Annotated in this window: 25 protein-coding genes; 22 read left to right on the forward strand and 3 right to left on the reverse strand. The window is 56.0% G+C overall.

Annotation, left to right across the window (positions count from 1 at the left end; genetic code table 11):
- The first annotated feature begins 62 nt into the window (after nucleotides 1-62).
- The 15 genes from urtA to AC2TAD_RS07955 all read left to right on the forward strand — a co-directional run bounded on the left by urtA (nucleotide 63) and on the right by AC2TAD_RS07955 (nucleotide 15,379).
- Nucleotides 63-1,343 (forward strand): urea ABC transporter substrate-binding protein, encoded by a 1,281-nt coding sequence (urtA, locus tag AC2TAD_RS07885; RefSeq protein WP_170353403.1) that lies wholly within the window; start codon nucleotides 63-65, stop codon nucleotides 1,341-1,343.
- 61 nt (nucleotides 1,344-1,404) lie between these two features.
- Nucleotides 1,405-3,357 (forward strand): urea ABC transporter permease subunit UrtB, encoded by a 1,953-nt coding sequence (gene urtB / locus AC2TAD_RS07890; RefSeq protein WP_480866995.1) that lies wholly within the window; start codon nucleotides 1,405-1,407, stop codon nucleotides 3,355-3,357.
- A 3-nt stretch (nucleotides 3,358-3,360) separates the two neighbouring features.
- Entirely contained in the window at nucleotides 3,361-4,590 is a 1,230-nt protein-coding gene (urtC, locus tag AC2TAD_RS07895; RefSeq protein ID WP_480866997.1) for an urea ABC transporter permease subunit UrtC, read from the forward strand.
- Nucleotides 4,587-5,327, forward strand: coding sequence for an urea ABC transporter ATP-binding protein UrtD (urtD, locus tag AC2TAD_RS07900; RefSeq protein WP_170773791.1), 741 nt, complete (start codon nucleotides 4,587-4,589; stop codon nucleotides 5,325-5,327). The genes urtC and urtD overlap by 4 nt, the downstream gene beginning before the upstream one ends.
- A gap of 3 nt (nucleotides 5,328-5,330) precedes the next feature.
- Nucleotides 5,331-6,026 (forward strand): urea ABC transporter ATP-binding subunit UrtE, encoded by a 696-nt coding sequence (gene urtE / locus AC2TAD_RS07905; RefSeq protein ID WP_480866999.1) that lies wholly within the window; start codon nucleotides 5,331-5,333, stop codon nucleotides 6,024-6,026.
- Nucleotides 6,027-6,415: 389 nt separating this feature from the next.
- The gene (locus AC2TAD_RS07910; RefSeq protein WP_480483330.1) at nucleotides 6,416-6,595 is read left to right on the forward strand and encodes a Flp family type IVb pilin; all 180 of its coding nucleotides are present in this window, start codon (nucleotides 6,416-6,418) and stop codon (nucleotides 6,593-6,595) included.
- A 151-nt stretch (nucleotides 6,596-6,746) separates the two neighbouring features.
- Nucleotides 6,747-6,926, forward strand: coding sequence for a Flp family type IVb pilin (locus AC2TAD_RS07915; RefSeq protein ID WP_209195222.1), 180 nt, complete (start codon nucleotides 6,747-6,749; stop codon nucleotides 6,924-6,926).
- 164 nt (nucleotides 6,927-7,090) lie between these two features.
- Nucleotides 7,091-7,951, forward strand: coding sequence for a Flp pilus assembly protein CpaB (cpaB, locus tag AC2TAD_RS07920; RefSeq protein ID WP_170353397.1), 861 nt, complete (start codon nucleotides 7,091-7,093; stop codon nucleotides 7,949-7,951).
- A gap of 28 nt (nucleotides 7,952-7,979) precedes the next feature.
- Complete coding sequence (locus AC2TAD_RS07925; protein WP_480867001.1) at nucleotides 7,980-9,545, forward strand: pilus assembly protein TadG-related protein; 1,566 nt, start codon at nucleotides 7,980-7,982, stop codon at nucleotides 9,543-9,545.
- Nucleotides 9,542-10,048 carry a TadE/TadG family type IV pilus assembly protein gene (locus AC2TAD_RS07930; RefSeq protein ID WP_480867003.1) on the forward strand — a complete coding sequence of 169 codons (507 nt, stop codon included), beginning with the start codon at nucleotides 9,542-9,544 and terminating at the stop codon, nucleotides 10,046-10,048. The genes AC2TAD_RS07925 and AC2TAD_RS07930 overlap by 4 nt, the downstream gene beginning before the upstream one ends.
- Nucleotides 10,045-10,683 carry a TadE/TadG family type IV pilus assembly protein gene (locus tag AC2TAD_RS07935; RefSeq protein WP_480867005.1) on the forward strand — a complete coding sequence of 213 codons (639 nt, stop codon included), beginning with the start codon at nucleotides 10,045-10,047 and terminating at the stop codon, nucleotides 10,681-10,683. The genes AC2TAD_RS07930 and AC2TAD_RS07935 overlap by 4 nt, the downstream gene beginning before the upstream one ends.
- An 11-nt stretch (nucleotides 10,684-10,694) precedes the next feature.
- Nucleotides 10,695-11,897 carry a CpaE/TadZ family protein gene (locus AC2TAD_RS07940; protein ID WP_480867007.1) on the forward strand — a complete coding sequence of 401 codons (1,203 nt, stop codon included), beginning with the start codon at nucleotides 10,695-10,697 and terminating at the stop codon, nucleotides 11,895-11,897.
- Nucleotides 11,898-11,945: 48 nt separating this feature from the next.
- On the forward strand, nucleotides 11,946-13,343 hold the full coding sequence (locus AC2TAD_RS07945; protein ID WP_480867009.1) for a TadA family conjugal transfer-associated ATPase: 1,398 nt from the start codon (nucleotides 11,946-11,948) through the stop codon (nucleotides 13,341-13,343).
- An 11-nt stretch (nucleotides 13,344-13,354) separates the two neighbouring features.
- Complete coding sequence (locus tag AC2TAD_RS07950) at nucleotides 13,355-14,383, forward strand: type II secretion system F family protein (RefSeq protein ID WP_480867011.1); 1,029 nt, start codon at nucleotides 13,355-13,357, stop codon at nucleotides 14,381-14,383.
- Nucleotides 14,384-14,395: 12 nt separating this feature from the next.
- On the forward strand, nucleotides 14,396-15,379 hold the full coding sequence (locus AC2TAD_RS07955; protein WP_480483346.1) for a type II secretion system F family protein: 984 nt from the start codon (nucleotides 14,396-14,398) through the stop codon (nucleotides 15,377-15,379).
- 6 nt (nucleotides 15,380-15,385) lie between these two features.
- Here the strand turns inward: AC2TAD_RS07955 and AC2TAD_RS07960 are convergent, their stop codons facing one another.
- Nucleotides 15,386-15,874 (reverse strand): A24 family peptidase, encoded by a 489-nt coding sequence (locus AC2TAD_RS07960; protein WP_480867013.1) that lies wholly within the window; start codon nucleotides 15,872-15,874, stop codon nucleotides 15,386-15,388.
- Nucleotides 15,874-16,719 (reverse strand): helix-turn-helix transcriptional regulator, encoded by an 846-nt coding sequence (locus AC2TAD_RS07965; RefSeq protein WP_480867015.1) that lies wholly within the window; start codon nucleotides 16,717-16,719, stop codon nucleotides 15,874-15,876. The genes AC2TAD_RS07960 and AC2TAD_RS07965 overlap by 1 nt, the downstream gene beginning before the upstream one ends.
- A 677-nt stretch (nucleotides 16,720-17,396) precedes the next feature.
- On the opposite strand from AC2TAD_RS07965, the gene AC2TAD_RS07970 reads away from it, so the two are divergent.
- From AC2TAD_RS07970 to AC2TAD_RS07990, 5 genes are all read left to right on the forward strand, one after another.
- Nucleotides 17,397-18,743 carry a substrate-binding protein gene (locus tag AC2TAD_RS07970; RefSeq protein ID WP_170353387.1) on the forward strand — a complete coding sequence of 449 codons (1,347 nt, stop codon included), beginning with the start codon at nucleotides 17,397-17,399 and terminating at the stop codon, nucleotides 18,741-18,743.
- A 101-nt stretch (nucleotides 18,744-18,844) separates the two neighbouring features.
- Nucleotides 18,845-19,876 (forward strand): branched-chain amino acid ABC transporter permease, encoded by a 1,032-nt coding sequence (locus AC2TAD_RS07975; RefSeq protein WP_170353386.1) that lies wholly within the window; start codon nucleotides 18,845-18,847, stop codon nucleotides 19,874-19,876.
- A gap of 3 nt (nucleotides 19,877-19,879) precedes the next feature.
- Nucleotides 19,880-21,085, forward strand: a complete 1,206-nt coding sequence (locus AC2TAD_RS07980; protein WP_170353385.1) for a branched-chain amino acid ABC transporter permease — start codon at nucleotides 19,880-19,882, stop codon at nucleotides 21,083-21,085.
- A gap of 11 nt (nucleotides 21,086-21,096) precedes the next feature.
- On the forward strand, nucleotides 21,097-21,852 hold the full coding sequence (locus AC2TAD_RS07985) for an ABC transporter ATP-binding protein (protein ID WP_170353384.1): 756 nt from the start codon (nucleotides 21,097-21,099) through the stop codon (nucleotides 21,850-21,852).
- A gap of 9 nt (nucleotides 21,853-21,861) precedes the next feature.
- Nucleotides 21,862-22,617: an ABC transporter ATP-binding protein gene (locus AC2TAD_RS07990; protein ID WP_170353383.1), complete on the forward strand. Its 756-nt coding sequence runs from the start codon at nucleotides 21,862-21,864 to the stop codon at nucleotides 22,615-22,617.
- A 248-nt stretch (nucleotides 22,618-22,865) separates the two neighbouring features.
- Here AC2TAD_RS07990 and gph read toward each other — a convergent pair whose 3' ends face one another.
- Nucleotides 22,866-23,540: a phosphoglycolate phosphatase gene (gene gph / locus AC2TAD_RS07995; RefSeq protein WP_480867018.1), complete on the reverse strand. Its 675-nt coding sequence runs from the start codon at nucleotides 23,538-23,540 to the stop codon at nucleotides 22,866-22,868.
- Between the two features lie 224 nt (nucleotides 23,541-23,764).
- Here gph and hemP point away from each other — a divergent pair, with 224 nt between their 5' ends.
- Both hemP and AC2TAD_RS08005 read left to right on the forward strand, forming a co-directional pair.
- A complete protein-coding gene (hemP, locus tag AC2TAD_RS08000; RefSeq protein WP_170751582.1) occupies nucleotides 23,765-23,932 on the forward strand; it encodes a hemin uptake protein HemP in 168 nt (55 codons plus the stop codon).
- On the forward strand, nucleotides 23,929-24,390 hold the full coding sequence (locus AC2TAD_RS08005) for a hypothetical protein (protein WP_480867020.1): 462 nt from the start codon (nucleotides 23,929-23,931) through the stop codon (nucleotides 24,388-24,390). Before hemP ends, AC2TAD_RS08005 begins: the two co-directional genes overlap by 4 nt.
- The last annotated feature ends 46 nt before the right edge of the window (nucleotides 24,391-24,436 follow it).

A 24,436-nucleotide genomic window follows, 5' to 3' on the forward strand; every position in this document is an offset into this window, starting at 1 on the left:
CAGGTAGAAGAAAGGCGCGCTGCTGCGCAAGCCCTCACCTGCGCCCTGCCAGGAGGATCTTTATGACATCTCTCAAATCCACACTTGCCGGTTCGCTTGTCTTTGCTGCCATGGCAACCGCCGCGCTGGCCGAAGAAGACACCATCAAGGTGGGCGTGCTGCACTCGCTGTCGGGCACAATGGCGATCTCGGAAACCACGCTGAAAGACACTATGCTGATGCTGATCGACCAGCAAAACGCCAAGGGTGGCCTGCTGGGCAAGCAGCTTGAGGCGGTTGTCGTCGACCCCGCATCGGACTGGCCGCTGTTCGCTGAAAAAGCACGCGAGCTGCTGACTGTGCATGAGGTGGATGTGATCTTTGGCAACTGGACTTCGGTCAGCCGGAAATCGGTTCTGCCCGTGATCGAAGAGCTGAACGGCCTGCTGTTCTATCCGGTTCAGTACGAGGGCGAAGAATCGTCGAAAAACGTCTTCTACACCGGCGCCGCGCCGAACCAGCAGGCGATCCCTGCGACTGACTACTTCCTGGACGAGCTGGGTGTCGAGAAATTCGCGCTGCTGGGCACTGACTATGTGTACCCGCGGACCACGAACAACATTCTGGAAAGCTACCTGAAGGGTAAAGGCATCGCGGACGAGGATATCTTCGTCAACTACACACCGTTCGGTCACTCCGACTGGTCCAAGATCGTGGCGGACGTTGTCGCGCTGGGCGCGGATGGCAAAAAAGTTGGAGTGATCTCGACCATCAACGGTGACGCAAACATCGGCTTCTATAAAGAACTGGCCGCTGCAGGCGTCTCAGCCGATGACATTCCGGTCGTGGCCTTCTCGGTCGGTGAGGAAGAACTGTCCGGCCTGGACACCACCAACCTTGTGGGCCATCTGGCCGCGTGGAACTATTTCCAGTCGGCGGACACCGACGCGAACGCCGAATTTGTCGAAACATGGAAAGCCACCATGGGCGACGAGCGCGTGACCAATGACCCGATGGAAGCACACTATATCGGCTTCAACATGTGGGTGAACGCCGCGACTGAAGCCGGCTCGACCGAAGTCGACGATGTACGCGCTGCGATGTATGGCCAGGAATTCCCGAACCTGACCGGCGGTACGGCGGTCATGCTGCCGAACCACCACCTGGCAAAACCGGTTCTGATCGGTGAGATTCAGGAAGACGGTCAGTTCGACATCATCAGCGAGACCGATGTTGTGCCCGGCGATGCCTGGACCGACTTCCTGCCGGAATCGGCGGTTCTGATCTCGGATTGGAAAGAGCTGGGCTGCGGTATGTACAACACCGAGACCAAGACCTGCGTTCAGACGCTGTCGAACTACTAAACGACACGCAAGGCGGGTGTGATCGCCCGCCTTGCCCCTAAGACACCTCGGGTTTCACCACATGTTACGACTATTCCTTGCGGGCCTCGCAATCCTGTGCGCCTGCCTGACTGCCAACGCGCAAGAGGGCGGTTTGCAACCGATCCTGCAAGAGCATCAGGAGATCATCGCCAAAAGCTCGCGCAAAACGATCGGACCGGCGATTGAAGCGATTGCCAGCAGCGGGTTGCCGCAAGCGCAGGTCATGCTTGAGACGTGGGCCGCCAAAAACGTGTGGATGCGCAAGTCCGATGGCCTGTTCTTTGCCGGCAAAAAGGGTGAGGGGCGGTCGTATGAGCTGACCGATTTCGACACTGGCGAGGTCGTCGGGACGTTTGAGAAATCCGACCTGAAACAGTTGAAACCCAATAGTGGCATCCGCGCGATGATCGGCACGGCGCTGGTGCAATTCCAGCTGACCGACCCGGATCGTGCAAAACGACTGGCCGCTTTGACGTCTATCCAACGCGATCCCGAGGGCGCTCTGCTTGAGCCGCTGCGCGCGTCGATTGATGAAGAACCCGACGCCGATCTGAAAGCGCAGAAGCAACGCCTCGAGCGGTTGCTGACCATCGGCTACGACGAAGATACTGCAGCCCGTGTGGCCGCGATCGAGGAGATGTCCGACGATCTGGGTGTGGACGTGCGCGCGGCTTTGAACCCTCTGGTCGTGACCAAGCTGCAGACGGCGACAGATTTACCTTCTGATGTGAATATCGCTGGTGTTCTGCAACCCGGCTCGGATGACCTGTCGCGTGATGCGGCCTATGACCTGTTGGTTGCCAGCGATTTGGCTGCGCCGCGTGTTTCGGCGGATGACATCCGTGCGGCGTTGGCTGCCAATATCGACGGAGGCCGCGTGGGCGGTGTTCCGGCCGCGCAACTGAGTTCCGACGCCGCCCGCGCGCAGGCTTATGCGGCGCTGGCCGAAGCCGGAACTGTTCCCGCGTTGATAACGCAGACTGACATCGATGCAGCGCTGGGCGCGCATGTGTTCTTTGAAACCTATGCAGAGCCGTCGGGCGAAGTCACAGCCGCCGCCGAAAAGGCGCTGGACCAAATCGAACTGAAGGTCGGCCTGAACCAGACCCTCGACCTGACGCTGGACGCGATTTCTCTGGCCTCGATCTATTTCCTTGCGGCCATCGGTTTGGCCATCACCTTTGGTGTGATGGGCGTCATCAACATGGCCCATGGCGAGTTCATCATGATGGGCGCTTACACCGGATACGTGGTGCAGCAGTTCATCCCCGATCATACGCTGTCGATCATTGTCGCAATCCCGATGGCCTTTGCCGTTACCTTCGCCATGGGCGTCGCGATGGAGCGGCTGGTTATCCGTTGGCTGTATTCGCGTCCGCTGGAAACGCTGCTGGCGACCTTTGGTATCTCTATTGCGCTGCAACAGCTGGCCAAGAACATCTTTGGCACGCAGGCCCGGCCGCTGACTGCGCCCGGCTGGCTGGACGGGGCCTGGGTGCTGAACGATGTTGTCTCGATCAGCTATATCCGCATTGCGATCTTCGTGCTGGCAATGATCTTTCTGGGGCTGTTCCTCTACATTATGAAGCGTACCCGACTGGGGCTAGAGATGCGCGCCGTGACGCAAAACCCGCGCATGGCCGGGTCGATGGGTATCAATCCGGGGCGGGTGAACATGCTGACCTTCGGGCTGGGCTCGGGCATCGCCGGGATCGCGGGCGTCGCGATTGGGTTGTTCGCTAAGGTGACTTCTGATCTGGGCAGCGACTATATCGTACAAAGCTTCATGACCGTGGTTGTCGGCGGTGTCGGCAACATCTGGGGCGCGCTGGCAGGCGCGGGCATGATCGGCTTCCTCCAAAAGGGGATCGAGTGGATGAACCCCTCGAACACCCTCGCGGCGCAGACCTACATGATCATCTTCATCATCATCTTCATTCAGTTCCGGCCAAGGGGCATCATCGCTCTCAAAGGCCGCGCGGCGGGGGATTGAGCCATGGAACGCAGCTTTGTCGCCAAAAACCCATCGGTGCTGGTCTTTCTGGCCATCCTGTCCTTGTTCACCTTGGGCGTCACCGTCCTGTCCGAAGGGTTCGGGATCGGCGTGATCTCGACCAGTTTCGTCAAGACGCTGGGCAAAACCCTGTGCCTGTGCCTGATTGCCGTGGCGATGGATCTGGTCTGGGGTTTCACCGGCATCCTGTCCCTTGGCCATTTCGCCTTTTTCGGGCTGGGCGGTTACATGATCGGCATGTGGCTGATGTATGAACGCACGCGGCTGATCGTGGTAGAGTCGCTGTCGCAAGCCGAAATCCCTCCGACGTCATCCGAGGTCGTGGACGCCATTGGTACGCAAATCTTCGGCGTGGTTGGTTCGTCGGAATTCCCGTTGATCTGGGCCTTTTCGGACAGCCTGTTCCTGCAACTGGCGCTGGTGGTGCTGGTGCCGGGCCTTCTGGCGCTGATCTTCGGTTGGCTCGCTTTCCGCAGCCGTGTCACGGGTGTCTACCTGTCGATCCTGACCCAAGCCATGACCTTGGCTTTGGCGCTGTATCTGTTCCAGAACGACAGCGGCTTGCGCGGCAACAATGGCCTGTCGGGCTTGCAAAACCTGCCGGGTGTCACAGCCTCGCAGGACGTAGTGTCGATCTGGTTCCTCTGGGCCTCGGCGCTGGCCCTTGGGCTGGGATACATGCTGGCGGCATGGGTGGTGTCGGGCAAGTTCGGCTCGGTCATTCGCGGCATCCGCGATAACGAGGCGCGGGTGCGGTTCCTTGGCTATTCAGTCGAGGTCTACAAGCTGGCCGTCTTCACTCTGACCGCCTGCATCGCGGCCATCGCGGGCGCGCTTTATTACCCGCAGGCGGGCATCATCAACCCCGAAGAGATGGCCCCCATCGCTTCGATCTATCTGGCTGTCTGGGTCGCCATCGGCGGGCGCGGTCGCCTGTACGGTGCCGTCATTGGTGCGGCGTTCGTCAGCCTACTCAGCACGTGGTTTACGGGCGGGCAGGCCCCGGACATTCCGCTGGGGTTCTACACGATCAAATGGGTTGACTGGTGGCAGGTGCTGCTGGGCGTATCCTTCGTGTTGGTCACACTGTTCGCCCCGCAGGGGATCGGGGGGCTGTTCGACCTCTGGACCAACCGCCGCACGCCGCAGCGCCACGGCGCGGCCCTCGGGCCTGATGAAAGCGCACTGCGTGAGAAGGAGGCCACGGAATGAGTACTCTGCTAGAAGTCAGCGGCGTTTCGGTCACCTTCGATGGGTTCCGAGCCATCAACAACCTGTCGTTTCAGATCGGCAACGCGGAACTGCGCGCAGTGATCGGGCCGAACGGCGCGGGCAAGACCACTTTCATGGATATTGTCACCGGCAAAACCCGACCCGACGAAGGCCGCGTTATATGGGGCGAGAAATCCGTATCCCTGCTGCGCATGAGTGAGGCCAAGATCGCGCAGGCCGGGATCGGGCGGAAGTTCCAGAAACCTACCGTGTTCGAAGACCAGAGCGTGCAGGAGAACCTGCTGATGGCGCTGAAGAACAAACGCGGATGGCTGGGCGTGCTGTTCTATCGCCCTTCAAAGGGTGATCTGGAGAAAGTCGAGGAACTGGCCGCCGAGATCGGCTTGAAGGACGAGTTGACCCGCAAATCGGGCGAACTCAGCCACGGGCAGAAGCAATGGCTTGAGATTGGGATGCTTCTGGCACAGGAGCCGCGCTTGCTTTTGGTAGACGAACCCGCTGCCGGGATGACCCCGCAGGAACGCGAACACACCACCGACCTGCTGGTGCAGGCCGCCAAGACCCGCGCCGTGGTAGTCGTGGAACACGATATGGAATTCGTCCGCCGCCTGAACTGCAAGGTTACGGTGTTGCACGAGGGCTCGGTTCTGGCCGAGGGGTCTCTGGACCATGTGACTTCAAATCAGGACGTCATTGACGTCTATCTGGGGCGTTAGACGATGCTGACACTGACTGACTTGACTCTGCACTACGGGCATTCGCAAATCCTGAACGGCATCTCTATGCAGGCCGCGCTGGGCGAGGTGACCTGCGTAATGGGCACCAATGGTGTCGGCAAGACCAGCCTGATCAAGGCGATTTCCGGCACCCACCCGCGTTCGGGCGGTGGGTTGGAGCTGAATGGCGAAGTGTTGCCGCCGTTGCCCGCACATAAGATGGCATGGAAAGGAGTGGCGTATGTTCCGCAGGGTCGCGAAATCTTCCCATTGATGACTGTTCGCGAAAACCTTGAATCCGGGTTTGCGTGCTTGCCGAAGGACAAGCATTTCGTCCCGGACGAGATTTTCGATCTGTTTCCCGTCCTGAAGCAAATGCAAAATCGCCGGGGAGGCGACCTGTCAGGCGGCCAACAGCAACAACTGGCAATTGCGCGTGCCTTGATCACCAAACCCAAACTGCTTTTGCTGGACGAGCCGACCGAGGGTATCCAGCCCAATATCATCCAACAGATTGGCGATGTCATTCGGCATCTCAGAAGCAAGGGTGAGATGGCCATCGTTCTTGTCGAACAGTATTTCGACTTTGCCTACGATCTTGCCGACCGTTTTGTCGTGCTCAGACGTGGTTCCATCCTGATGGAAGGGGCAAGGCAGGACTTGTCGCGAGAGCAGGTTTTACAGGGCGTGACGGTCTAACATCTAGTAACTTAAGACGAAATACGCTGTACGACCCCCGAGCGAGCGAGGGGTCGTTTTGCATTTTGTGGCTTAGGTTTTCCGGTCAACTTCGGAAAAGTGCACTAGTTTTCGGTGTTTTGTCGGGCTTTTGGGCTTACGCGAGCTGTCAAAGCACGATTCGTGTGGGTGGCGAATCTGTGAATTTTTGTGTTTGGCGGTCATGTTCAGTCTAACTCTGGCCACAAATCCGCCCAAGTTGAAAAAAAATTCCCGTTATGCGGGAAAACCTTTTCGTTTGGGGGGAGGTTCCATCGCGACTCGCTTGGTATCAATTTTGTTAACGGGGATGTGAACCTCGTGTGTGTGCGGTCATTTCGCACTTGGTAAAACAGTCTGGAGTACAAATTATGAAGAATTCAATTCGCAAGATTTTCCTGAAACTGCGTGAAGACGAGCGCGGCGCGACCCTGGTTGAATATGGTATTGCCCTGTTTGTTGCGATCGTTGTTGGCGGTACAGTGCTCACTCAGCTGTCCAACGCCACCAGCTCGAACTTCTCGGACGCGGTTGGTGCGGCGACCCGCTAACCAATCCTGTGCTACGACACGAGATTGAACAGTTGATACCTCATACGTTGGTGAAGAAAAACCTCATTGAGGTATCAGTTTAAGTAGAAGCACCTACCACGGGTTTGCGCTTAAATCTCGTACTCGGTTAAACACTATGGAGTATGACCTTATGAAAAATTCTATCCGCAAGGTATTCTTGAGACTGCGTGAAGATGAGCGCGGAGCAACATTGGTTGAATATGGCATTGCCCTGTTTGTTGCGATTGTTGTTGGCGGCGTGGTTCTGACCGGTTTGGCTAACGCGACTAGCTCGAACTTCTCAGACGCGGTTGGTGCGGCGACCCGCTAATCAATCTTCGATGATAGGTTAAAACGTTGATTCCCCGGCTAAAAGTCGGGGTGTCACATCAGAATTCAACGGTTTTTCGTCAGTTCATCAGTCGGCTTGTAAACGAAGACAGCAAATCGCCCCAATCTGACGGCCTGAACCGACTTCGGAAATTGGAGGGCACTATGCGCGTTAAGTCTTTTTTGATGACATTCTTGGGTGTCGGTTTGGCAGGCGGTGCCGTTCTTATTGCCCAGGACCAAATTCAACGAAATCAGGAAGCCGCTGCAGACGCATCGATCGTCCGCGTTGTTGCAGTTGCTGAAGACATTCCATTTGGAACGCCGATCGAAAGGTACAAGTTGACCACGATCGAATGGCCGGCAGAGTCGGTCCCGGCTGGCGTGTTTACCAACTTTGATGATGTTCTACCTGAACCCGGAGCAGACCCGCGCCGCGCAAAGCGCGCATTGGCACAGGGTGAGATTTTGTTGGCCTCAAAGGTCTCGGACTTTGGTGAGAAAGTCACGATTGTACAGACGATCGGGGAAAACAACCGTGCGGTTGCCATCAGTGTTGATGCGCAAACCGGTGTTGGCGGTTTCGTAACACCTGGCGATTTTGTAGATATCGTGTTGACCCGCGGGTCCAACGATGAGCTGCGCGCCATTACCATTCTTCAAAACATTCGCATTATCGGCGTCGACCAAACTGCGGACGAGGAACTGGATCAACCCGGTATCGCACGGACCGTGACGGTTGAAGTCACCCCGCAGCAAGGTCAGCGTTTGGCCTTGGCGCAAAAGGCAGGCCAGTTGAGCCTCTCACTGCGTTCGCTGAACACAGAAGACGATGAGCCGCTCGAAGCAGTGCGCCTGAGCGATATTCTTCTGGAAAAGTCACCAGCAGAAGATGGTGAGCCGCAGCCGATTGTCAAAGTACGTCGCGGTATCTCCGAGGTCGAGGAGTTCAGGGTGGAAAATCCCACTGCGGCCTCTGCCGAACAGGACGTCCCCGTCACGGACACGTCCGGGACAGTGAACTAAATCACGGAGTGTTTGGGAGGGTTTGACAATGTTTTCGGTTAAAGAGTTCAAAAAAGAAGAAGACGGCGCAATTCTGGTATTTGTTGGAATGAGCCTGGTTTTCATCTTCGGCTTTGTCGCGCTGACTTTTGACCTTGGCCGTGTCGTTTCCACCCAAACCGACCTCCAATCCTACGCTGATCACGTTGCGCTGGCTGCCGCCGGTGAACTGGACGGCTCCGGAGATGCGATTGACCGGGCTGAGGCCGCTGCCGCTGCGATGATTGCGGACGAACAGTTTTTTGCCGAAGGCGATCGTGCATTGGCCTCGGCCGCAGACTTCGATATTCGGTTTTTGACCGGTTTGCCAAATGACGCGCGCGACGAAGCCTCTGTCGCCAGTTTTGTGACAACCGACCCGACTTTGGCCGTCATGGCTGAGGTTACTGCAACGCCTCGGACAGTTTTCCTTCCATTCTCGCGCGCTTTGGCAACTTTGCTTGGTGCGACCCCGCAAGATGCCGAGGTCAGCGCACAGGCGATTGCAGGTTTCACAGCCTACGCGTGTGACGTGACTCCGCTTATGTTCTGCATCCCTCCGGGTTGGACTGCGAACGCGAATATCGGATCCACGATCAAACTGCGTACTGGTCAGGCCAATGCTGAATGGGGTCCGGGTAACTTTGGGTTTCTTGATCCGATTGATTTTGGCATCAATCCGGAGGGGCCATGTGCGGGGCTGAACGGCTCGAACCTATACATTTGCCTGATCGCTGCCCAAGGTAACAAAGGTCGTTGCGTCGTGCAGCGGGGTGTTGATACCGAACCCGGTCAGCGCCAGGGCATCGGCGGAGCAATCTATAACTCGCGCTTTGACTATTTTACGTCGACCTTGACCAACGAAAGAAATGATCCCGATTACGCGCCGGGGCCGCAGGTTATTTCAGGATGGGTTCAACCCACTAGCAATGGAAATGGCAATGGAAATGGCAACAGCTGCATCAGCGGTCAGCCCACGCTGTCCACAGATACCATGCCTTTCCCGCCGGATGACTGTTTTGCAACTGATACTTGCGGTTCGCTAGTCCCCAACAGCGGTGGTCGGTTTGGAAATGGCGATTGGTCCAATGGTCGTCAGGATTATCTTGATGTGAACTATGGCGCGGGCCTTGATCCTTTGAACAATCCGCTGCCGGTAAACAATTCCGACGGAGCCAATGTGATCCGCAACATGCCGACTGGACTGCCATCTGCAGGCGGAACAACGCGCTACCAAATGTATCTTGAAGAGATCAATCAATTCTCAGGCGGTCCGATCCTGTCTAATCGCTCGGAAACTGGGCGCGCGCAGTGCTCCACGCCTGCGTCAACTGATCCCGACCGCCGCACCTTTATTCTGGCTGCGATCGACTGCGCCGCGAACAACGTTCAAGGCCGGGCCGTGGATGTCCCGGTTGAGGAATATGTCAAAGGCTTCATGATCCAGCCTCTGGCGAATTCGTCGGGTACCGATTTCGACATTTACCTTGAAGTGGTTGAGCAAGTCGGTGGCGCCGGTCTGGGCGGCAGTGAAGATGACGGTATTTTCCGCGATGTCGTGAGGTTGTACCGGTGAAACGTTTGATCTCGCATATCCAACGCCTCAAGCGCTGTGAATCTGGCGCACCGATGGTCGAATTCGCGATGGTTCTTCCGCTGCTGCTGCTGTTCATTGCAGTGATTATCGAAGGTAGCCGGATCACCTGGGCGCATCAGGCGGCTGCTGCCGGTGTCCGCGACGCCTCCCGGATGATCGCAAGGACGGCTCCGATTGACTTGTGCGCGACGGCCACGGGGCCGGTCACATTGGGCGGTGACTACGAAACGACAGCGACGACAATCGTCACAAACCAGCTTGGCGGCACATCGATCATGCCGATTGGCACATCCGTCGTGGACGTGATCCCCACCTGCCTGCGTCGCGATGGCGCCTATAGGGTCAACCCGGCCTCGGTGGTGGAAGTGACCGCTCAGGTTCGCGTCGAGTTCTTGTTTGGCAACGTTTTCAGCTTGTTCGGTGGCGCTCTGGGCCCGTTGAACATGGAAATCTCGGATCAAAGCAGGGTGTTTGGCATATGACACGTCTGGTTAACATCTTTCGCAATTTCCGTACGCAAGAACGCGGTGCAGCCCTTGTTGAAATGGCGCTGGTCGTTCCGCTTTTCCTTCTACTGATGTTTGGCATCGTGGATTATGGTCGCCTGTACTGGTCGACAACAACGGCTCAGAAGGCGATGCAAAAAGCAGCACGGCTGGCAACTGTCGGTCCTGCGCAGTGCGGAGCGTTGCCTGCGTCACATGAGTTGGTAAACAATCCAACAGGCACTCCTCGGTTCGGAACCTTGTGCCGCGTAGGTGGCATCTGTGAAGTGCCGAACTTGCCTGCCCCGTGCCGCCTGGACACAAGCACTGCCTACGGTGAGCGTATCTGGGATGAAATCCAGCCGCTTCTGCCACCGGGTACAACCCCGACGAATGTGCAGTTCGCCTATACTCACGATCCACGCTTGGGTTTTCTGGGTGGCCCTTATACGCCAGTTGTTACGGCCGAATTGATTGATGTGGACTTCGATTTCGTAATGCCGCTGGCCGGACTGGCAGCGCTGGCTTCCAATAGCCCGGCGGTAACTTCAAACACCCCAAATAGTATTTCCCTTCCCGCGATGAGCACTTCGGTTCCTGCCGAAGACTTGGGCATCGGGGCAGCAGAGTAAGGAGAAAGATAATGAGTGGAAAACAGATTTCAGTATTGTTGATTTCGCCCGACGAAGAGATCTACTCGGCGATTGAAGGGTCTCTTGCTGAACAGGAGAACTGTCAGTTCACTGGCCGAAAAGACACGGTCTCGGGTGTGAACGGTTCGGCCATCTCGCTTACGGCGCTGAATGATGTGGTTCTGTTCGACGTCGAGGAAGACAGTGACAAAATGCTGGAAACAGCACAGAGCATCTGCGATGCGCGGATGCCCAACGCAATTATCATTGCGCTGGCCCCGGAAGATCTGCCGCTTGAAAAAGCTCGACAGCTTAAGAAATTGGGCGTCGATGACGTTTTACCCCGGACCGCGATCAACGAGGAGATCGTGCCGCAGGTTGATGCGATCCGGACTCGCCGCCAAGCTCAGTTGCCTGCGGTTTGGGGCGGTCATGCAACGCTGGGCAAAGTGATTGCCGTGGCAAAATCTCGTGGTGGTGTTGGTTCTTCACTTGTGGCCGCAAATATGGCCAACGAGTTGCAGCAGAAAGAAGGTTTCTTCAAGAAGAAAGCGGCCAACGAGGTTGCAGTGGTTGATCTGGACTTCCAGTTTGGTTCCATCGCGGCCCTGATGGACGTGGAAGAAAGCGATGCCATGTGGCGCATGGCAATGGAAGAAAGCATTCCTGACACTGCGTTTCTGGATCAGGCGATGACCAAAGCACCATGCGGTGTAGATGTTCTGGCAGCTCCATCACGTTATGGCCCGCTATCTGCCATCAAAGACGAACAGATTGACGCTATTCTGGACAGTTTGCGCCGGTCTCACGACTACGTCGTGGTTGATCTGCCGCGTGCTTTGGTCGAGTGGATCACTCCGGTTCTCGCCCAGGCGGACAGGCTGTATCTGGTTACGGATGTGGCCGTGCCGTCGGTGCGCTCTGCCCGCAAGCTGATTGATTTTTATCACAGCGAAAACCCAGCTTTGGACATTCAACTGATTGCAAGCCTTGAGAAAAAGCCCTTGTTCCCCGCGGCCCATCACCGCGCGGCGACCAAGCTACTTGAAAAAGACTTCTCGTATTGGGTGCCAAAGGACGAGCGTACAGTGCGCGAGTCCGTTGATCGAGGCGTTCCCTTGCAGGACGTGTCCAACCGGGCACCAGCGACACGGGCGATCAAGAAGCTGGCGGATGACACGCGGGCTTCTCTGCCGCCGCGCGTGAACAGCTGACGCCCGTTCCCCAAGCCGTGATGTAAGATAAAGTAAAAGGTTGAAAGAATGTTTCGTGAATTTGACAGAACGAGCCGTACAGCACCCAGCGCACCCAAGGTCGTTCCCTTGGATACCAAGAAGCTGGACTCTAACGTATCAGACATCGCAGCCTTTGAAGCCGAGAAAAAGGTCGTTGATCGCGAAAGGCAGCAGGATCGTATTGACCTGAAGGCGCGGATGCACAACTCGCTGCTGGACAAGCTGAACCTCGCTGTCATCGACAAGGTTGAAGAGGACACTCTGCGGGGCGAGATTGGCAAGCACGCTACGGATCTGTTGCGCCATGAAGGCCGTGCGATGCGCAGCGAAGAGATCAAAGACCTTGTCGAAGAGCTGATGCATGAAGTCCTGGGCCTTGGCCCGCTCGAGCCGTTGCTGGCCGACCCGACGATCAACGATATCCTGGTCAACGGACATGAGCAGATCTTTGTCGAACGCGCTGGTATCCTTGAAAAAACTGAAGCCCGGTTCCGTGATGAACGCCACCTGCTGCGTATCATCGACAAAATCGTTAGCCGGGTTGGTCGCCGTATTGATGAACGTCAGCCTTGGGTGGACGCGCGTCTAGAGGATGGTAGCCGTGTGAACGCTATTATTCGGCCTTGCGCTTTGGATGGTCCTGCCCTGTCGATCCGTAAATTTGCACGCGTTCCTTTGACGATGCAGCGTTTGGTGAACAACGGCGCCCTGAACGACAGTGCCGCAAACCTGCTGAGAGGGCTGGTTGACGCCAAGATGAATGTTCTGATCTCGGGCGGTACAGGCTCTGGTAAGACAACGATGCTGAACGCGCTTTCTTCTTACATTGGCGAGAACGAACGGATCGTGACCATCGAAGATGCCGCGGAACTCCAGCTGCAGCAGGAACATGTGCTGCGCATGGAGACGCGTCCGGCTGGTCTAGACGGAACAGGAGCTGTGGCGCAGCGTGACCTTGTTCGAAACGCGCTGCGGATGCGCCCGGACCGTATCGTCGTAGGCGAGGTACGCGGCTCGGAAGCCTTTGACATGTTGCAGGCCATGAACACAGGCCATGACGGATCGATGACTACGGTCCACGCGAACAGCCCAAGAGATGCCCTGTCGCGTGTCGAACAGATGGTCCAGATGGGTGGAATGGAACTGCCGCATTCGGCCATTCGCGCCACCATTGCCTCGGCAGTGCACTTTGTTCTGCAGTTGAACCGTATGTCAGACGGTACCCGCCGCGTGACTTCCATCGCTGAAGTGACCGGCATGGAAGGGGACATTGTGACCATGCAAGACATCTTTGTCTTCAAGCGCGAAGGTAAAGATGAGAACGGCAAAGTTTTGGGACGGTTCAAGGCAACCGGTATCCGGCCGAAGTCGAGCGAGGCATTGGCTGCTGCTGGGGTAGACCTGTCCACCGTCCAGTTCACCTAAGGAGGCGGGTCATGTTCGAGCAAATTCGATCATTCTTTTCCAATCTCGATATCAACGGCATTGTTGGGCCCGAGATGGAAATCTTCGGTTTTGATGCGCGCTTTGTTCTCGCGTTGGCTGTTTTCCTGGGGGCTCTGATCGCATGGGAAGGGCTGCGGCAATTCCTGAAGCGGGGTGAAAACCGCGAAGAAGCGATCAATCGTCGCGTTCAGTTGCTAAACGAAGGTAAGAGCGGCGAAGATGTTCTGAACCTGCTTAAACCGCAGGAAGCCAAACCTCTGATCCGGAATTTCCCGTTCGTGGGGGATCTTCCGGCAGCGTTGAAAGCGTCCGGGTTGAACATGGCCCCCGAGGTGTTCCTGATAGCTTGTGCTGCGGCTTTTCTTGTCTGCGCAATTGGCGGTTCGCTCGTGTCCAACCCGGTGCAGGTTGTGCCAATCTCGGCCGTGGTTTTCTTGTTTGGCCCGCTTGTTGTCCTCGGAAGCACGTTGAGAAAGCGTAAGGCCATGCTGATCAAGCAACTGCCTGATGCGCTGGACCTTATGGCCCGGGGATTGAAAGTTGGGCATCCGCTGAACACGACGTTGCAGAGCGTTGCCGAAGAGATGCCTGATCCTATCGGCACCGAGTTCGGGCTGATTGTCGACCAGGTTGCCTACGGCGAAGAACTGCCGGATGCCTTGAAGACCCTTGCTGAGCGTATTGACGAAGAAGACATTCAGTACCTGGCTGTTGCGTTGATGATGCAGCATGGTACGGGGGGTGATCTTGCCGGAATCCTCAGAACCCTCGCGCGGGTTATTCGCGCGCGAATGTCGCTGCGCCGTAAAGTCAAGGCGATCTCGGCTGAAGGTCGAATGACCGCATTTATCCTATCCAGTATTCCCGTCCTAATTGCTGTCTTTATGACGATCATGACACCGACCTATTACGGCGATGTTGCGGATGCTCCGTCGTTCTGGCCGGTAATGGGGGTGATCGCAGTAGCGGTGGTTTTGAATGCCATCATATTGTTCAAGCTGGTGAATTTCCGGATATAAGGAGTTTCTCCGATGGAATATATCAATTCTATTCTTGCTGACGAAATTGGGTCACAAATCCTTTTACTTGCAATTGTGATCCTTGGCGCAGTGCTCGCCTTTTTCGGAATTTCGTCCACTTTCAAAGAACGCTCAACCGCTGCTGATCGCATGGCGCCAAGTCGGCCGCGCCAAAATCTGGCTCGGGGAACGCCGGATAAACTGGAAGGCGAAACGCCGACTGGCCTGAGCGCAGCGCTTATCCCTGCCGATGCAAGCGAGCGTCTCGAAGTCGGGCAGGTGCTGGCCAAGTCTGGCTTTCGCGGGAAGAACGCGATTGCGGGTTACTACTTTATCCGGTTGGGCCTGGCGACCTTTTTGCCGATGACCTTTATCTTTTTGCTCAACTGGCAGCCGCCGAACAACTTTGGCGCGCGGATTGCAGAATATATGGGCGGCCTGGACTTGCTGGCGACCCTAAGAAACGTGGTCATTTTGGGTGCGATCGGGTTCTACGTTCCTCATCTGTGGATGAAAGCCCGCATCAAAGAGCGCAAATGGCAGATGGAGAGCGCCTTCCCGAACATGCTGGATCTTCTGCAGATTGGGATCGAAGCTGGTATGGGATTCGATCAGGCTCTGCTGAAAGTGGCCGTCGAAATGCAATTGGTTGCTCCAGAACTGTCCGAAGAAATACTGATCGCGCTAAGCGAGATTCAGGCAGGCCGGGATCGTGACACGGCTCTTATGCGTATGGCGCGTCGAACCGGGATCGAGGAAATGAGTGCTTTTGTAAGTGTTGTTCTTCAGTCGACCCGGTTTGGTGTTCCACTTGCTTCTGCCTTGAACACTTATGCGGAAGAGATGCGGGAACTGCGTGAAGTACGCGCGCAGGAAAAGGCCAACAAACTGCCCGTCCAGATGTCGGCAGTCATGGCCAGCCTGATGTTGCCAGCTATTGCTGGTTTGATCCTGGCTCCTATCGTGATTCGGTACATGGAGACCTTTGGAAGCTAAGGCTGACTACGCATACTGAAAGACAGAATGCAGGGTCAAAACCAGTCCCGAAGACCCGATCGCGATCCCCATTGGAAACTCTCGCGATTGGGCAGTTGATTTGAAGCGCGGAGACAGGGTTTTGGCATAACGTCGTACCAAGGCCATCCCAACAAGCCCTAGACCCATACCTGCGGCCAAGAGCAGTAAATAGTCGGGAACTGCTGGGCTTGGAACAATGAGAAACACGACAGGAAGCATCTTGGCGTCCCCGCCGCCCAGCCATCTGACTGCGAACAGGCCAAAGCAGAGCAGAAAGCACGCTCCGCCAATCATGAGGCGCATGAACAACTCGTGCCATTCCAGAAACGGGGCGGTGGCCACGAAAATGACCAGGCCGATGATGCAATAGGTGTTAGGAATTCGCAACTGAGTGAAATCAGTCCACGCTGTAGCCGCAAACAGCGGCGCGAACAGCCATAGGGCAATCCAATTTTGCCAGTCTAATTCAGGCATTAAGCCCTTGCTTGATGCAGTTTCCCGTACAGCGCCTCGCGCTCTTCGACCGACACTAGTCTGCGTGCCAGCATATGGAAATTATCCAGACCGGTTTTCGAATAGATATGTTTGAGGTGTGTCCTGACAGTTGCAGGTCCAATTCCCAACTCAGCGCCGATACCTTGGGATGATATGCCACGAGACACCAATACGCACACACGCCATTCGGCACGGGTAAGCCCCGCAGGGTTTTCGGTGCTCAGGATAGGCACTTCAATACTTGTCTTGCGGATGGTTGCGACGGTCTGCCGGGACAATGCCTCGGTCACAAGGCCAGCGCGCCGGCTCTGAAACGTCTCGGATAACTGTGGAGCAATCTGTTCGATTGCCTCCTTATAGCCGGGTTCGGGATTTTGACCAAAGTGCAGCTCAAGAAAGTCTATTTCGCCAGCCTGATGGTCCAGACACAGGAACAGGATGTCCGAGATTTTGCGATGCGCAATCCAATCCGTCAGGACCGGTGACAGTTTCGCAGGGTCCTCGCCATCTTCACGCAAACTGAAAACAGATGCCCTTTTCGGCACGTTGCGAAAAGGTCCAAGCGCGTCATTGGCATAGGACAAGAACAGAGGGCGGCTGATTGATGGATCGCGCGTGTCCGAACGCGCGGCCACCCTGTGGGCACCTTTGTTCAGCCACAAACGGCTTATGACGGCGCAGTCTGCGCCGAAGGCTTCCACGATACCATTGAGAGCTGCGTCCAGAACAAGACCGCCCTGACTCCAATGAATGAAATTTATGATTGCTCGTGCATGAAGCGCATTTGGCAGCCACGCTCCAGTTTGAGCCTTCCCCCCATTCATACGTCACCATTCCATACTAATTACAACAAAAATGCGGCTTACGCCAAAAGCGGACAAATGCCCACTCGATTCTTTAACGATTCTTTTGAAAGTCTAACGTACCACCTAAAAAATTAACTGAAAATTAATGGAACATAAATTTAGAGCAACGAACGAAAGTTGTGACTTTATGGCCTCCTTTCTGGGGACAAACGAGCGAGCTCCATTAGACTGTTTCTTTCATGGCGTGTTAAGCGCTTTGGCTTGGGTCATTATGAGTGTTCATAATGTGATTTATGACGATAAAAAAGTTCATCAAAGATCAGCAAGTTTAAGCTCTTCAGAATGTGCTCTCAGGTGTTTGAATGCGGCGCGGATAAGTGTCATTGTGAGAACTCTTCGCATTTGGCCCTAAGGGTGCATCTTGAATCAGCGAGCTTGGCGACGGTTTTAGGTTTTTGACAAGAATAATGGATTCACAATTAAACATCTGTAATTAAAAAGTAAAAAATTCCAAAATGACTAAACATTAACTGATTTTCTCATCTCTTGTGTATTTGTTTACCTAACATCGGTGCAAGTTTAATAGGTTGTTGAGAAATTTTCGGATGGGCCTCCATACTCATAGAACGCAGAAATGCGCCTTCACTCGCTGGAAGAGGAGCCAGAGAGTGAAAATTGGGAAATGGGAGGAATGAATGACTAACAAATCTGTCACACGCCGCGGCGTGCTGAAGTCCGGTGCCGTTGCGGGAACCGGTCTGGCCCTGCCTACGATCTTCACCGCTTCGTCAGCAGCAGCCTACACTAACGAGCCCACAGGGTCTTCGGTTACCCTTGGTTTCAACGTCCCGCAGACCGGGCCATATGCCGAAGAAGGAAATGATGAACTTCTGGCGCAACAGCTGGCGGTCGAGCATCTGAATGGCGAAGGCGATGGCGGTTGCCTGAACACCTTTACGTCCAAGGCGCTCAAGGGGAACGGTATCCTTGGCAAAAAGGTCGAGTTCGTAACCGGTGATACACAAACCAAATCGGATGCAGCCCGCGCTTCGGCCAAGTCGATGATCGAAAAAGACGGGGCCGTGATGATCAACGGCGGATCGTCCTCGGGCGTGGCCGTTGCGGTTCAGGGTCTGTGCCAAGAGGCGGGCGTGATCTTTATGGCGGGTCTTACCCATGCCAATGACACCACCGGTAAAGACAAGAAAGCCAACGGTTTCCGCCACTTCTTCAACGCCTATATGTCGGGTGCCGCGCTGGCGCCGGTTCTGGCGGCTGAGATGGGCAAGGAACGCCGCGCTTATCACCTGACAGCTGACTACAACTGGGGCTGGACCCAGGAAGAGTCGATTGTTGCTTCGACCGAAGCCTTGGGATGGGAAACGGTCAACACAGTCAAAACACCACTCGCGTCAACGGACTTTTCGTCCTACATCGCTCCGGTTCTGAACTCGGGCGCGGATGTTCTGGTTCTAAACCACTATGGCGGCAACATGGTGAACTCGCTGACCAACGCGATTCAGTTCGGCTTGCTGGACAAGGTGGCCAACGGCAAGGACTTCAAGATTGTCGTGCCGCTGTATTCCGAACTGATGGCCGCTGGTGCGGGCGAGAACATCAAGGGCGTGCTGGGTTCGATGAACTGGAACTGGCAGCTGCAGGATGAGGGCACCAAGGCCTTCGTGAAATCCTTCGGTGAAAAGTACGGCAAGCCGCCATCCAACTCGGCCCAGACCTGCTATGCGCAGGTTCTGCTATATGCCGATGCGGTCGAGCGTGCGGGTACGTTCAACCCCTGTGGCGTTGTTGAAGCGCTGGAAGGGTTCGAGTTCGACGGTCTGGGCAACGGTAAGACACTGTACCGCGCCGAAGATCACCAGTGCTTCAAAGATGTGCTGGTCGTGCGTGGCAACGAAAACCCGACAAACGCCTATGACACGCTGGAAATCGTCGAAGTGACCCCGGTCGAACAGGTGACCTATGCACCTGATCATCCGATGTTCGCCGGCGGTGACCTGGGTTCTTGTAACTCGGGCGCATAATCCGCGCCTCAGAATTTTCGACGAAAATTCTTGTACCTGAAACTGGGCTCTCCTGCTGACGCAGGGGAGCCTGCCTTGAAGGCAATAAAAGGGGGGGGACAATGGACGCCATACTTCTTCAAATCCTAAACGGGCTCGATAAGGGATCGGCATATGCGCTTATCGCGCTAGGGCTGACATTGATCTTTGGCACGCTGGGTGTTGTGAACTTTGCCCACGGGGCGCTGTTCATGATCGGCGCTTTTTGTGCTGTTACCCTTCAAAAGCTGTTTAGCCTCAGCTTTCAGACCATCGACGAAACCCAGACGGACTTTCTGGGTAATCCGCTGAAGGTCGAGACACCTTATGTCGAGGCATGGTTCGGCCCTGAGGTCGGTGCGTCAATCATCGACTGGTCGGTGCCTCTGGCGATCTTGTTCGCGATCCCGATCATGCTGTTGGTCGGCTACGTGATGGAGCGCGGGCTGATCAAGCATTTCTACAAACGCCCCCATGCGGATCAGATCCTTGTGACATTTGGTCTGGCTATCGTACTGCAAGAGGTCGTCAAGTATTTCTTCGGGGCCAACCCGATCCAGACCCCGCCGCCCGAAGCGCTCAATGGCTCTATCGATTTGGGCACCATGATCGGGTTCGATCCGAACGCAATCATTTATCCGATCTGGCGTCTGGTCTATTTCGGCTTTGCGGTTGCCATTATCGGTGCAGTCTTCTCGTTCCTGCAATTCACCACCTTCGGCATGGTTGTTCGCGCAGGTATGGCCGACCGGGAAACCGTAGGTTTGTTGGGCATTAACATCGACCGCCGATTTACCATCATGTTCGGGATCGCTGCTGCGGTGGCAGGACTGGCCGGGGTGATGTACGGGCCGCTCAATCCGCCGAACTACCACATGGGGATGGACTTCTTGGTACTTAGCTTTGTTGTGGTTGTTGTAGGTGGCATGGGATCGCTGCCTGGTGCCGTGTTGGCGGGGTTCTTGCTGGGGGTCCTCGAGAGCTTTGCCTCGACCACTTGGGCCACGACCACGATTCCGGGCATCAACCAGATCATCATCTACCTTGTCGCCATCATCGTGCTGCTGCTGCGGCCACGCGGGCTGATGGGGCGCAAAGGCGTGATGGAGGACTAATCCATGTTTGGACTGAACAAGAAAGACACCGGGCTGCTGATCATCGTTGGGATTCTGACGCTGCTGGCCCCCTTCATCCTGAACCCGTTCCCGGCGGACAGCGCCATGGCGCAGTTCAACGCGGGCTACCCCGACCTGATGCAGCGGTTCGTGATCTTTGGCATCTTCGCCATCGGGTTCAACATCCTGTTTGGCCTGACCGGATACCTGTCCTTCGGCCATGCGGCCTTTCTGGGCGTGGGATCGTATTCGGCCGTTTGGATGTTCAAGCTGCTCAGCTATAACGTCATCCCCGCCATCGCGCTGAGCGTGGTGATCGCTGGGTTGTTCTCTTTGCTGATCGGTTATGTCAGCCTGCGGCGGTCAGGGATTTATTTCTCGATCCTGACGCTGGCCTTCGCACAGATGAGCTTTGCGCTGGCCTATTCGGTGCTGTCGAACCCCAAATTCAACCTGACCAACGGGGAGACTGGCCTTCAGGTCTATGCAGATGACCCGCAGATCCTGCAGGGGGCCAATGCGCCCGACCTGCCGCACCTGTTCGGATTACCCATGCGCGCGACTTATACGCTGGACATAGGCGCGTGGAGCTTTGACTTCAACGCAGGCTACTACCTGTGTGCGGTGGTTATGATGGTCGTGTTTTATCTGGCGATCCGTATTTTCCGGTCGCCTTTCGGGATGATGCTGCGGGCGGTGAAGTCGAACCAGCAGCGGATGAACTACACCGGGCTGAACTCGAAACCCTATACGCTGGCGGCCTTTGTGATCTCTGGCATGTATGCCGGTCTGGCTGGTGGCCTGATGGCCGCGATGGATCCGCTGGCCGGGGCCGAGCGGATGCAGTGGACGGCCTCGGGCGAGGTGGTTCTGATGACCATCCTTGGCGGTACCGGAACGCTGATCGGTCCGGTTCTGGGCGCGGGCTTCATCAAGTATTTCGAGAACATATTCTCGAAAATCAACGATAACGTCCTGCACAGCTGGTTTGCCTTCCTGCCCGACGGGTTGGAGGACGCGGTGGTGTTCATCATCCACCCGTTCATCGGCAAAGGCTGGCACCTGACATTGGGTATCCTGTTCATGTTGGTGGTGATTTATCTGCCTGGCGGCCTTGTCGAAGGCGGACAGCGGGTATCGAACTGGTTCAAACGTCGGAAATCCGGTGCGGATGATGCGCCTTCGGGCAAAACCGAGCCAGCGGAATAAAGGAGGCGACTATGGCAATTCTACGTGTAAAAGACGTCAGTAAACGCTTCGGTGGCCTAAAGGCGCTGACGGACGTGAACCTGAACGTCGAGGAAAATTCGGTTCATGCCATCATCGGCCCCAATGGCGCCGGCAAGTCGACCCTGCTGAACTGTCTTGTGGGTAAACTGATGCCGGATACCGGGTCGGTCCTGTTTGACAACAATTCGGTGCTAGGGCTCGAGCCGTTTCAGATCAACCAGATGGGCATCAGCCGTGTGTTCCAGACCCCCGAGATATTCGGTGAGCTGACTGTGATGGAGAACATGCTGATCCCGATTTTCGCCATGCGAGACGGGGCGTTTCGGATGCACGCCTATGAGACGATTGCCAATGAAAAGGACATCGTCGAACAGGCCGAAGCGATGCTGGTCGAGATGAACATGGCCGACAAGCGCGAAATGCACGCCGCTTCCTTGTCGCGTGGTGACAAGCGTCGGCTTGAGATCGGCATGTGCCTTAGCCAGAACCCGCGTCTGTTGCTGCTGGATGAACCGACAGCCGGAATGGCGCGGGCCGATACCAACAACACGATCGACCTGCTGAAACAAATCAAGGATGAACGCGACATCACCATCGCGATCATTGAGCACGATATGCATGTGGTCTTCAGCCTTGCCGAACGGATTACCGTGCTGGCACAGGGCACACCCTTAGTGGAAGACGTGCCAGAGAACATTCGCGGTAACCCCAAGGTTCGCGAAGCCTATCTGGGCGAGGCAGCGTAAGGAAAAGCTATGAATCAGAAACCGGACTTTTCGAAAAACGCCAATATGGCCACAACTGCGCCCGCCTTTCTTTCGGTGTGGGATATGCATTCGTACTACGGCGAAAGCTACATCGTTCAAGGTGTCAGCTTCAACGTGCACGAGGGCGAGATTCTGGCTCTGCTCGGCCGGAACGGGGCTGGTAAGACCTCGACCCTACGCTCGATCGCGCGTCTTGGTGACCCCGAAGTGCGCCATGGCGAGATCTGGCTTGACCACCAGCCTCTGCACAACAAAACAAGCTACGAGGCCGCAGCGGCAGGTCTTGGTCTTGTCCCCGAGGATCGCCGGATCATCCCTGGCTTGACGGTCGAGGAAAACCTGCAACTTGCTCAGATTGCGCCACCAATTGGCTGGTCGCTTGAACGTATCTACGAGTTGTTCCCCCGTCTTGGCGAGCGACGCAAGCAAGAGGGTGTGACCCTGTCAGGTGGTGAGCAGCAAATGCTGGCCATAGCGCGTGCATTGGCACGCGACATCAAGGTTTTGCTGTTGGACGAGCCCTACGAAGGATTGGCCCCGGTGATCGTGGATGAGATCGAAAAGACTCTGATCCACGTAAAGCAACAGGGCATGACCACGATCATCGTTGAACAAAACGCCGTGCGTGCATTGGAACTAGCCGACCGCGCAATCATCCTGGATACAGGTAGTATCGTGTTTGACGGCACTGCCAGCGAAGTGCTGGAGAATACGCAACTGCGTGAGGAATATTTGGCGATCTGATCCAGACAATCCGTTGCAAAGCGTTAAGGCGGGGTGGGGAACCACTTCGCCTTAGTTGTTTCAGGACTGCAAAAAGAGCGATTGAATTCGAACGACGGTTGGAGGTTTTCCGGCCTCTACGGGAAACCCCCAATATCTTGCAAATACGAAATACCTTAACTGTAAAGCATCCAAGGTTTTACCAAGGACATTTCCCCCTTTGAGGGGCTGGCTTCTTACCCCCTCGGCCGGCCCCTCAGTTCCTTGGATCAGGCCGTTTCTTCCAGCTTCGATATCGCTTGCTGGACCAACGAGGGCAGCTTTTCGTTGTGGTCGTAGTTAAGTGCATGCGGGATTTCGGATACGGGTGACTTCCGATACCCTTCGGTGAACAGCAGAAACGGAACCTGCGCACGTCGCGCGGTTTCGGCGTCGACTTCGCTGTCGCCAATAAACAGACGCGGACCGGTCGGGGTGACTGCGTCGAAACTGGCGTGAAGATGCGCGGGGTCGGGCTTGCGTGTGTTCAGAGTATCACCGCCAAAGACGGTTTCGAAATGATGGGCGAGGCCCAAATCCCGCAGAATATCGCGGGCGGGGGCCTCGGGCTTGTTGGTGCAAATGCCTAATACGCATCCCATATCGCGCAGCTGCTGTAGCGCCTCGGAAACACCGGGATAGGGCACGGTCAGCGCACTGGATGCGGCGGAATAATGTGCAAGTGTACGCTCAGTCAGTTCTGCATGGCGATCAAGTGGCATGTCGCAATGCCTGATGACACGTTCGACCAATTTGGGAAGGCCATTCCCAACGAATTGCTGGATTGTATCTTGTGGAAGATAGGGGCGCCCCTCGTCCTGCAGCATGCGGTTCGCGGCGGCCGCGATATCAGGCAAACTGTCGATCAGCGTTCCGTCCAGATCGAACATGAGCGTTGCAGTCATGGAAAACCTCGGGCGTTTGAATTGTCGCATCAGACTTAGCCCGATCGCCAAAGCAGCGCAATTCCACGCGGATGAATGAGGTATGATTTTGACGCTTGACATACCTGAGTAAAATTATCAGATTAAGGATCAAGACACCAAGCCAACCCGGACTCGGGTCAGCCAGCCACTGAAAACGCGAACAGAAATCGGCCTTTCGCCCGTGACCCTCTGGAGTTGACCTGATGAATGTGCAGAACCCGAACCCCACGCAATCCTACCCCGTATCCATGCTGCCGGCACATAAAGCCGAAGAACTGACGAAAGGCGGAAATCTGGCTCATATTGAGCTGGGTGATCAGCTTTACACCCTGCGCATCACCCGCGCTGGTAAACTGATCCTGACGAAATGAGCGCGCGTTTTGCCCGCGGCGGGGCTACCGTTGGTCGACTGACAGACCTTAGCCCTATTGAAGCCAGCGCGGTTCTGTACTTGCGGCAGTGGAGCGATGCAGCGTTGGCGCGCGCAGATGGTTTGGCGCAAGAATCCGATCAGGACAGCGTTGCGATGAGTGTTATGGATCGCTTGTGTTCACTCTGTGCTCATCATGGCAGACGACCGTTGATCCGCCACGGACTGGGGTGTTCCTGTCTGGGCGCGGATGAGAACTGTTTCGCGCAGATGATCGCCGCAGCCTCGGAAGGTGCGCGGGAAGACACAATGATGTTGGCGGCGCTTATCGTCCGTCCGGATTTCGCGCCCGCCCTTGCTGCCTTGTCCGAGGAATTGGCGCTGGCATTGCGTCGCATGTCAGTCGCGGCCCCGCTTCCTTCGACCGGCCACGTAACCCCCTCTGCCGTGTTGCATTAACAGCTTGGTCAGGCTCAGACCCCCGTTCCAGTTAGGCCGGGGGTTT

Source organism: Ruegeria sp. HKCCD7628 (genome assembly GCF_057221005.1).

Bases quoted from the DNA above. Each gene is read 5' to 3' on its own strand.
- urtA (WP_170353403.1), top strand. From the start codon at position 63: ATGACATCTCTCAAATCCACACTTGCCGGTTCGCTTGTCTTTGCTGCC.
- urtB (WP_480866995.1), top strand. From the start codon at position 1,405: ATGTTACGACTATTCCTTGCGGGCCTCGCAATCCTGTGCGCCTGCCTG.
- urtC (WP_480866997.1), top strand. From the start codon at position 3,361: ATGGAACGCAGCTTTGTCGCCAAAAACCCATCGGTGCTGGTCTTTCTG.
- urtD (WP_170773791.1), top strand. From the start codon at position 4,587: ATGAGTACTCTGCTAGAAGTCAGCGGCGTTTCGGTCACCTTCGATGGG.
- urtE (WP_480866999.1), top strand. From the start codon at position 5,331: ATGCTGACACTGACTGACTTGACTCTGCACTACGGGCATTCGCAAATC.
- AC2TAD_RS07910 (WP_480483330.1), top strand. From the start codon at position 6,416: ATGAAGAATTCAATTCGCAAGATTTTCCTGAAACTGCGTGAAGACGAG.
- AC2TAD_RS07915 (WP_209195222.1), top strand. From the start codon at position 6,747: ATGAAAAATTCTATCCGCAAGGTATTCTTGAGACTGCGTGAAGATGAG.
- cpaB (WP_170353397.1), top strand. From the start codon at position 7,091: ATGCGCGTTAAGTCTTTTTTGATGACATTCTTGGGTGTCGGTTTGGCA.
- AC2TAD_RS07925 (WP_480867001.1), top strand. From the start codon at position 7,980: ATGTTTTCGGTTAAAGAGTTCAAAAAAGAAGAAGACGGCGCAATTCTG.
- AC2TAD_RS07935 (WP_480867005.1), top strand. From the start codon at position 10,045: ATGACACGTCTGGTTAACATCTTTCGCAATTTCCGTACGCAAGAACGC.
- AC2TAD_RS07940 (WP_480867007.1), top strand. From the start codon at position 10,695: ATGAGTGGAAAACAGATTTCAGTATTGTTGATTTCGCCCGACGAAGAG.
- AC2TAD_RS07945 (WP_480867009.1), top strand. From the start codon at position 11,946: ATGTTTCGTGAATTTGACAGAACGAGCCGTACAGCACCCAGCGCACCC.
- AC2TAD_RS07950 (WP_480867011.1), top strand. From the start codon at position 13,355: ATGTTCGAGCAAATTCGATCATTCTTTTCCAATCTCGATATCAACGGC.
- AC2TAD_RS07955 (WP_480483346.1), top strand. From the start codon at position 14,396: ATGGAATATATCAATTCTATTCTTGCTGACGAAATTGGGTCACAAATC.
- AC2TAD_RS07960 (WP_480867013.1), bottom strand. From the start codon at position 15,874: ATGCCTGAATTAGACTGGCAAAATTGGATTGCCCTATGGCTGTTCGCG.
- AC2TAD_RS07965 (WP_480867015.1), bottom strand. From the start codon at position 16,719: ATGAATGGGGGGAAGGCTCAAACTGGAGCGTGGCTGCCAAATGCGCTT.
- AC2TAD_RS07970 (WP_170353387.1), top strand. From the start codon at position 17,397: ATGACTAACAAATCTGTCACACGCCGCGGCGTGCTGAAGTCCGGTGCC.
- AC2TAD_RS07975 (WP_170353386.1), top strand. From the start codon at position 18,845: ATGGACGCCATACTTCTTCAAATCCTAAACGGGCTCGATAAGGGATCG.
- AC2TAD_RS07980 (WP_170353385.1), top strand. From the start codon at position 19,880: ATGTTTGGACTGAACAAGAAAGACACCGGGCTGCTGATCATCGTTGGG.
- AC2TAD_RS07985 (WP_170353384.1), top strand. From the start codon at position 21,097: ATGGCAATTCTACGTGTAAAAGACGTCAGTAAACGCTTCGGTGGCCTA.
- AC2TAD_RS07990 (WP_170353383.1), top strand. From the start codon at position 21,862: ATGAATCAGAAACCGGACTTTTCGAAAAACGCCAATATGGCCACAACT.
- gph (WP_480867018.1), bottom strand. From the start codon at position 23,540: ATGACTGCAACGCTCATGTTCGATCTGGACGGAACGCTGATCGACAGT.
- hemP (WP_170751582.1), top strand. From the start codon at position 23,765: ATGAATGTGCAGAACCCGAACCCCACGCAATCCTACCCCGTATCCATG.
- AC2TAD_RS08005 (WP_480867020.1), top strand. From the start codon at position 23,929: ATGAGCGCGCGTTTTGCCCGCGGCGGGGCTACCGTTGGTCGACTGACA.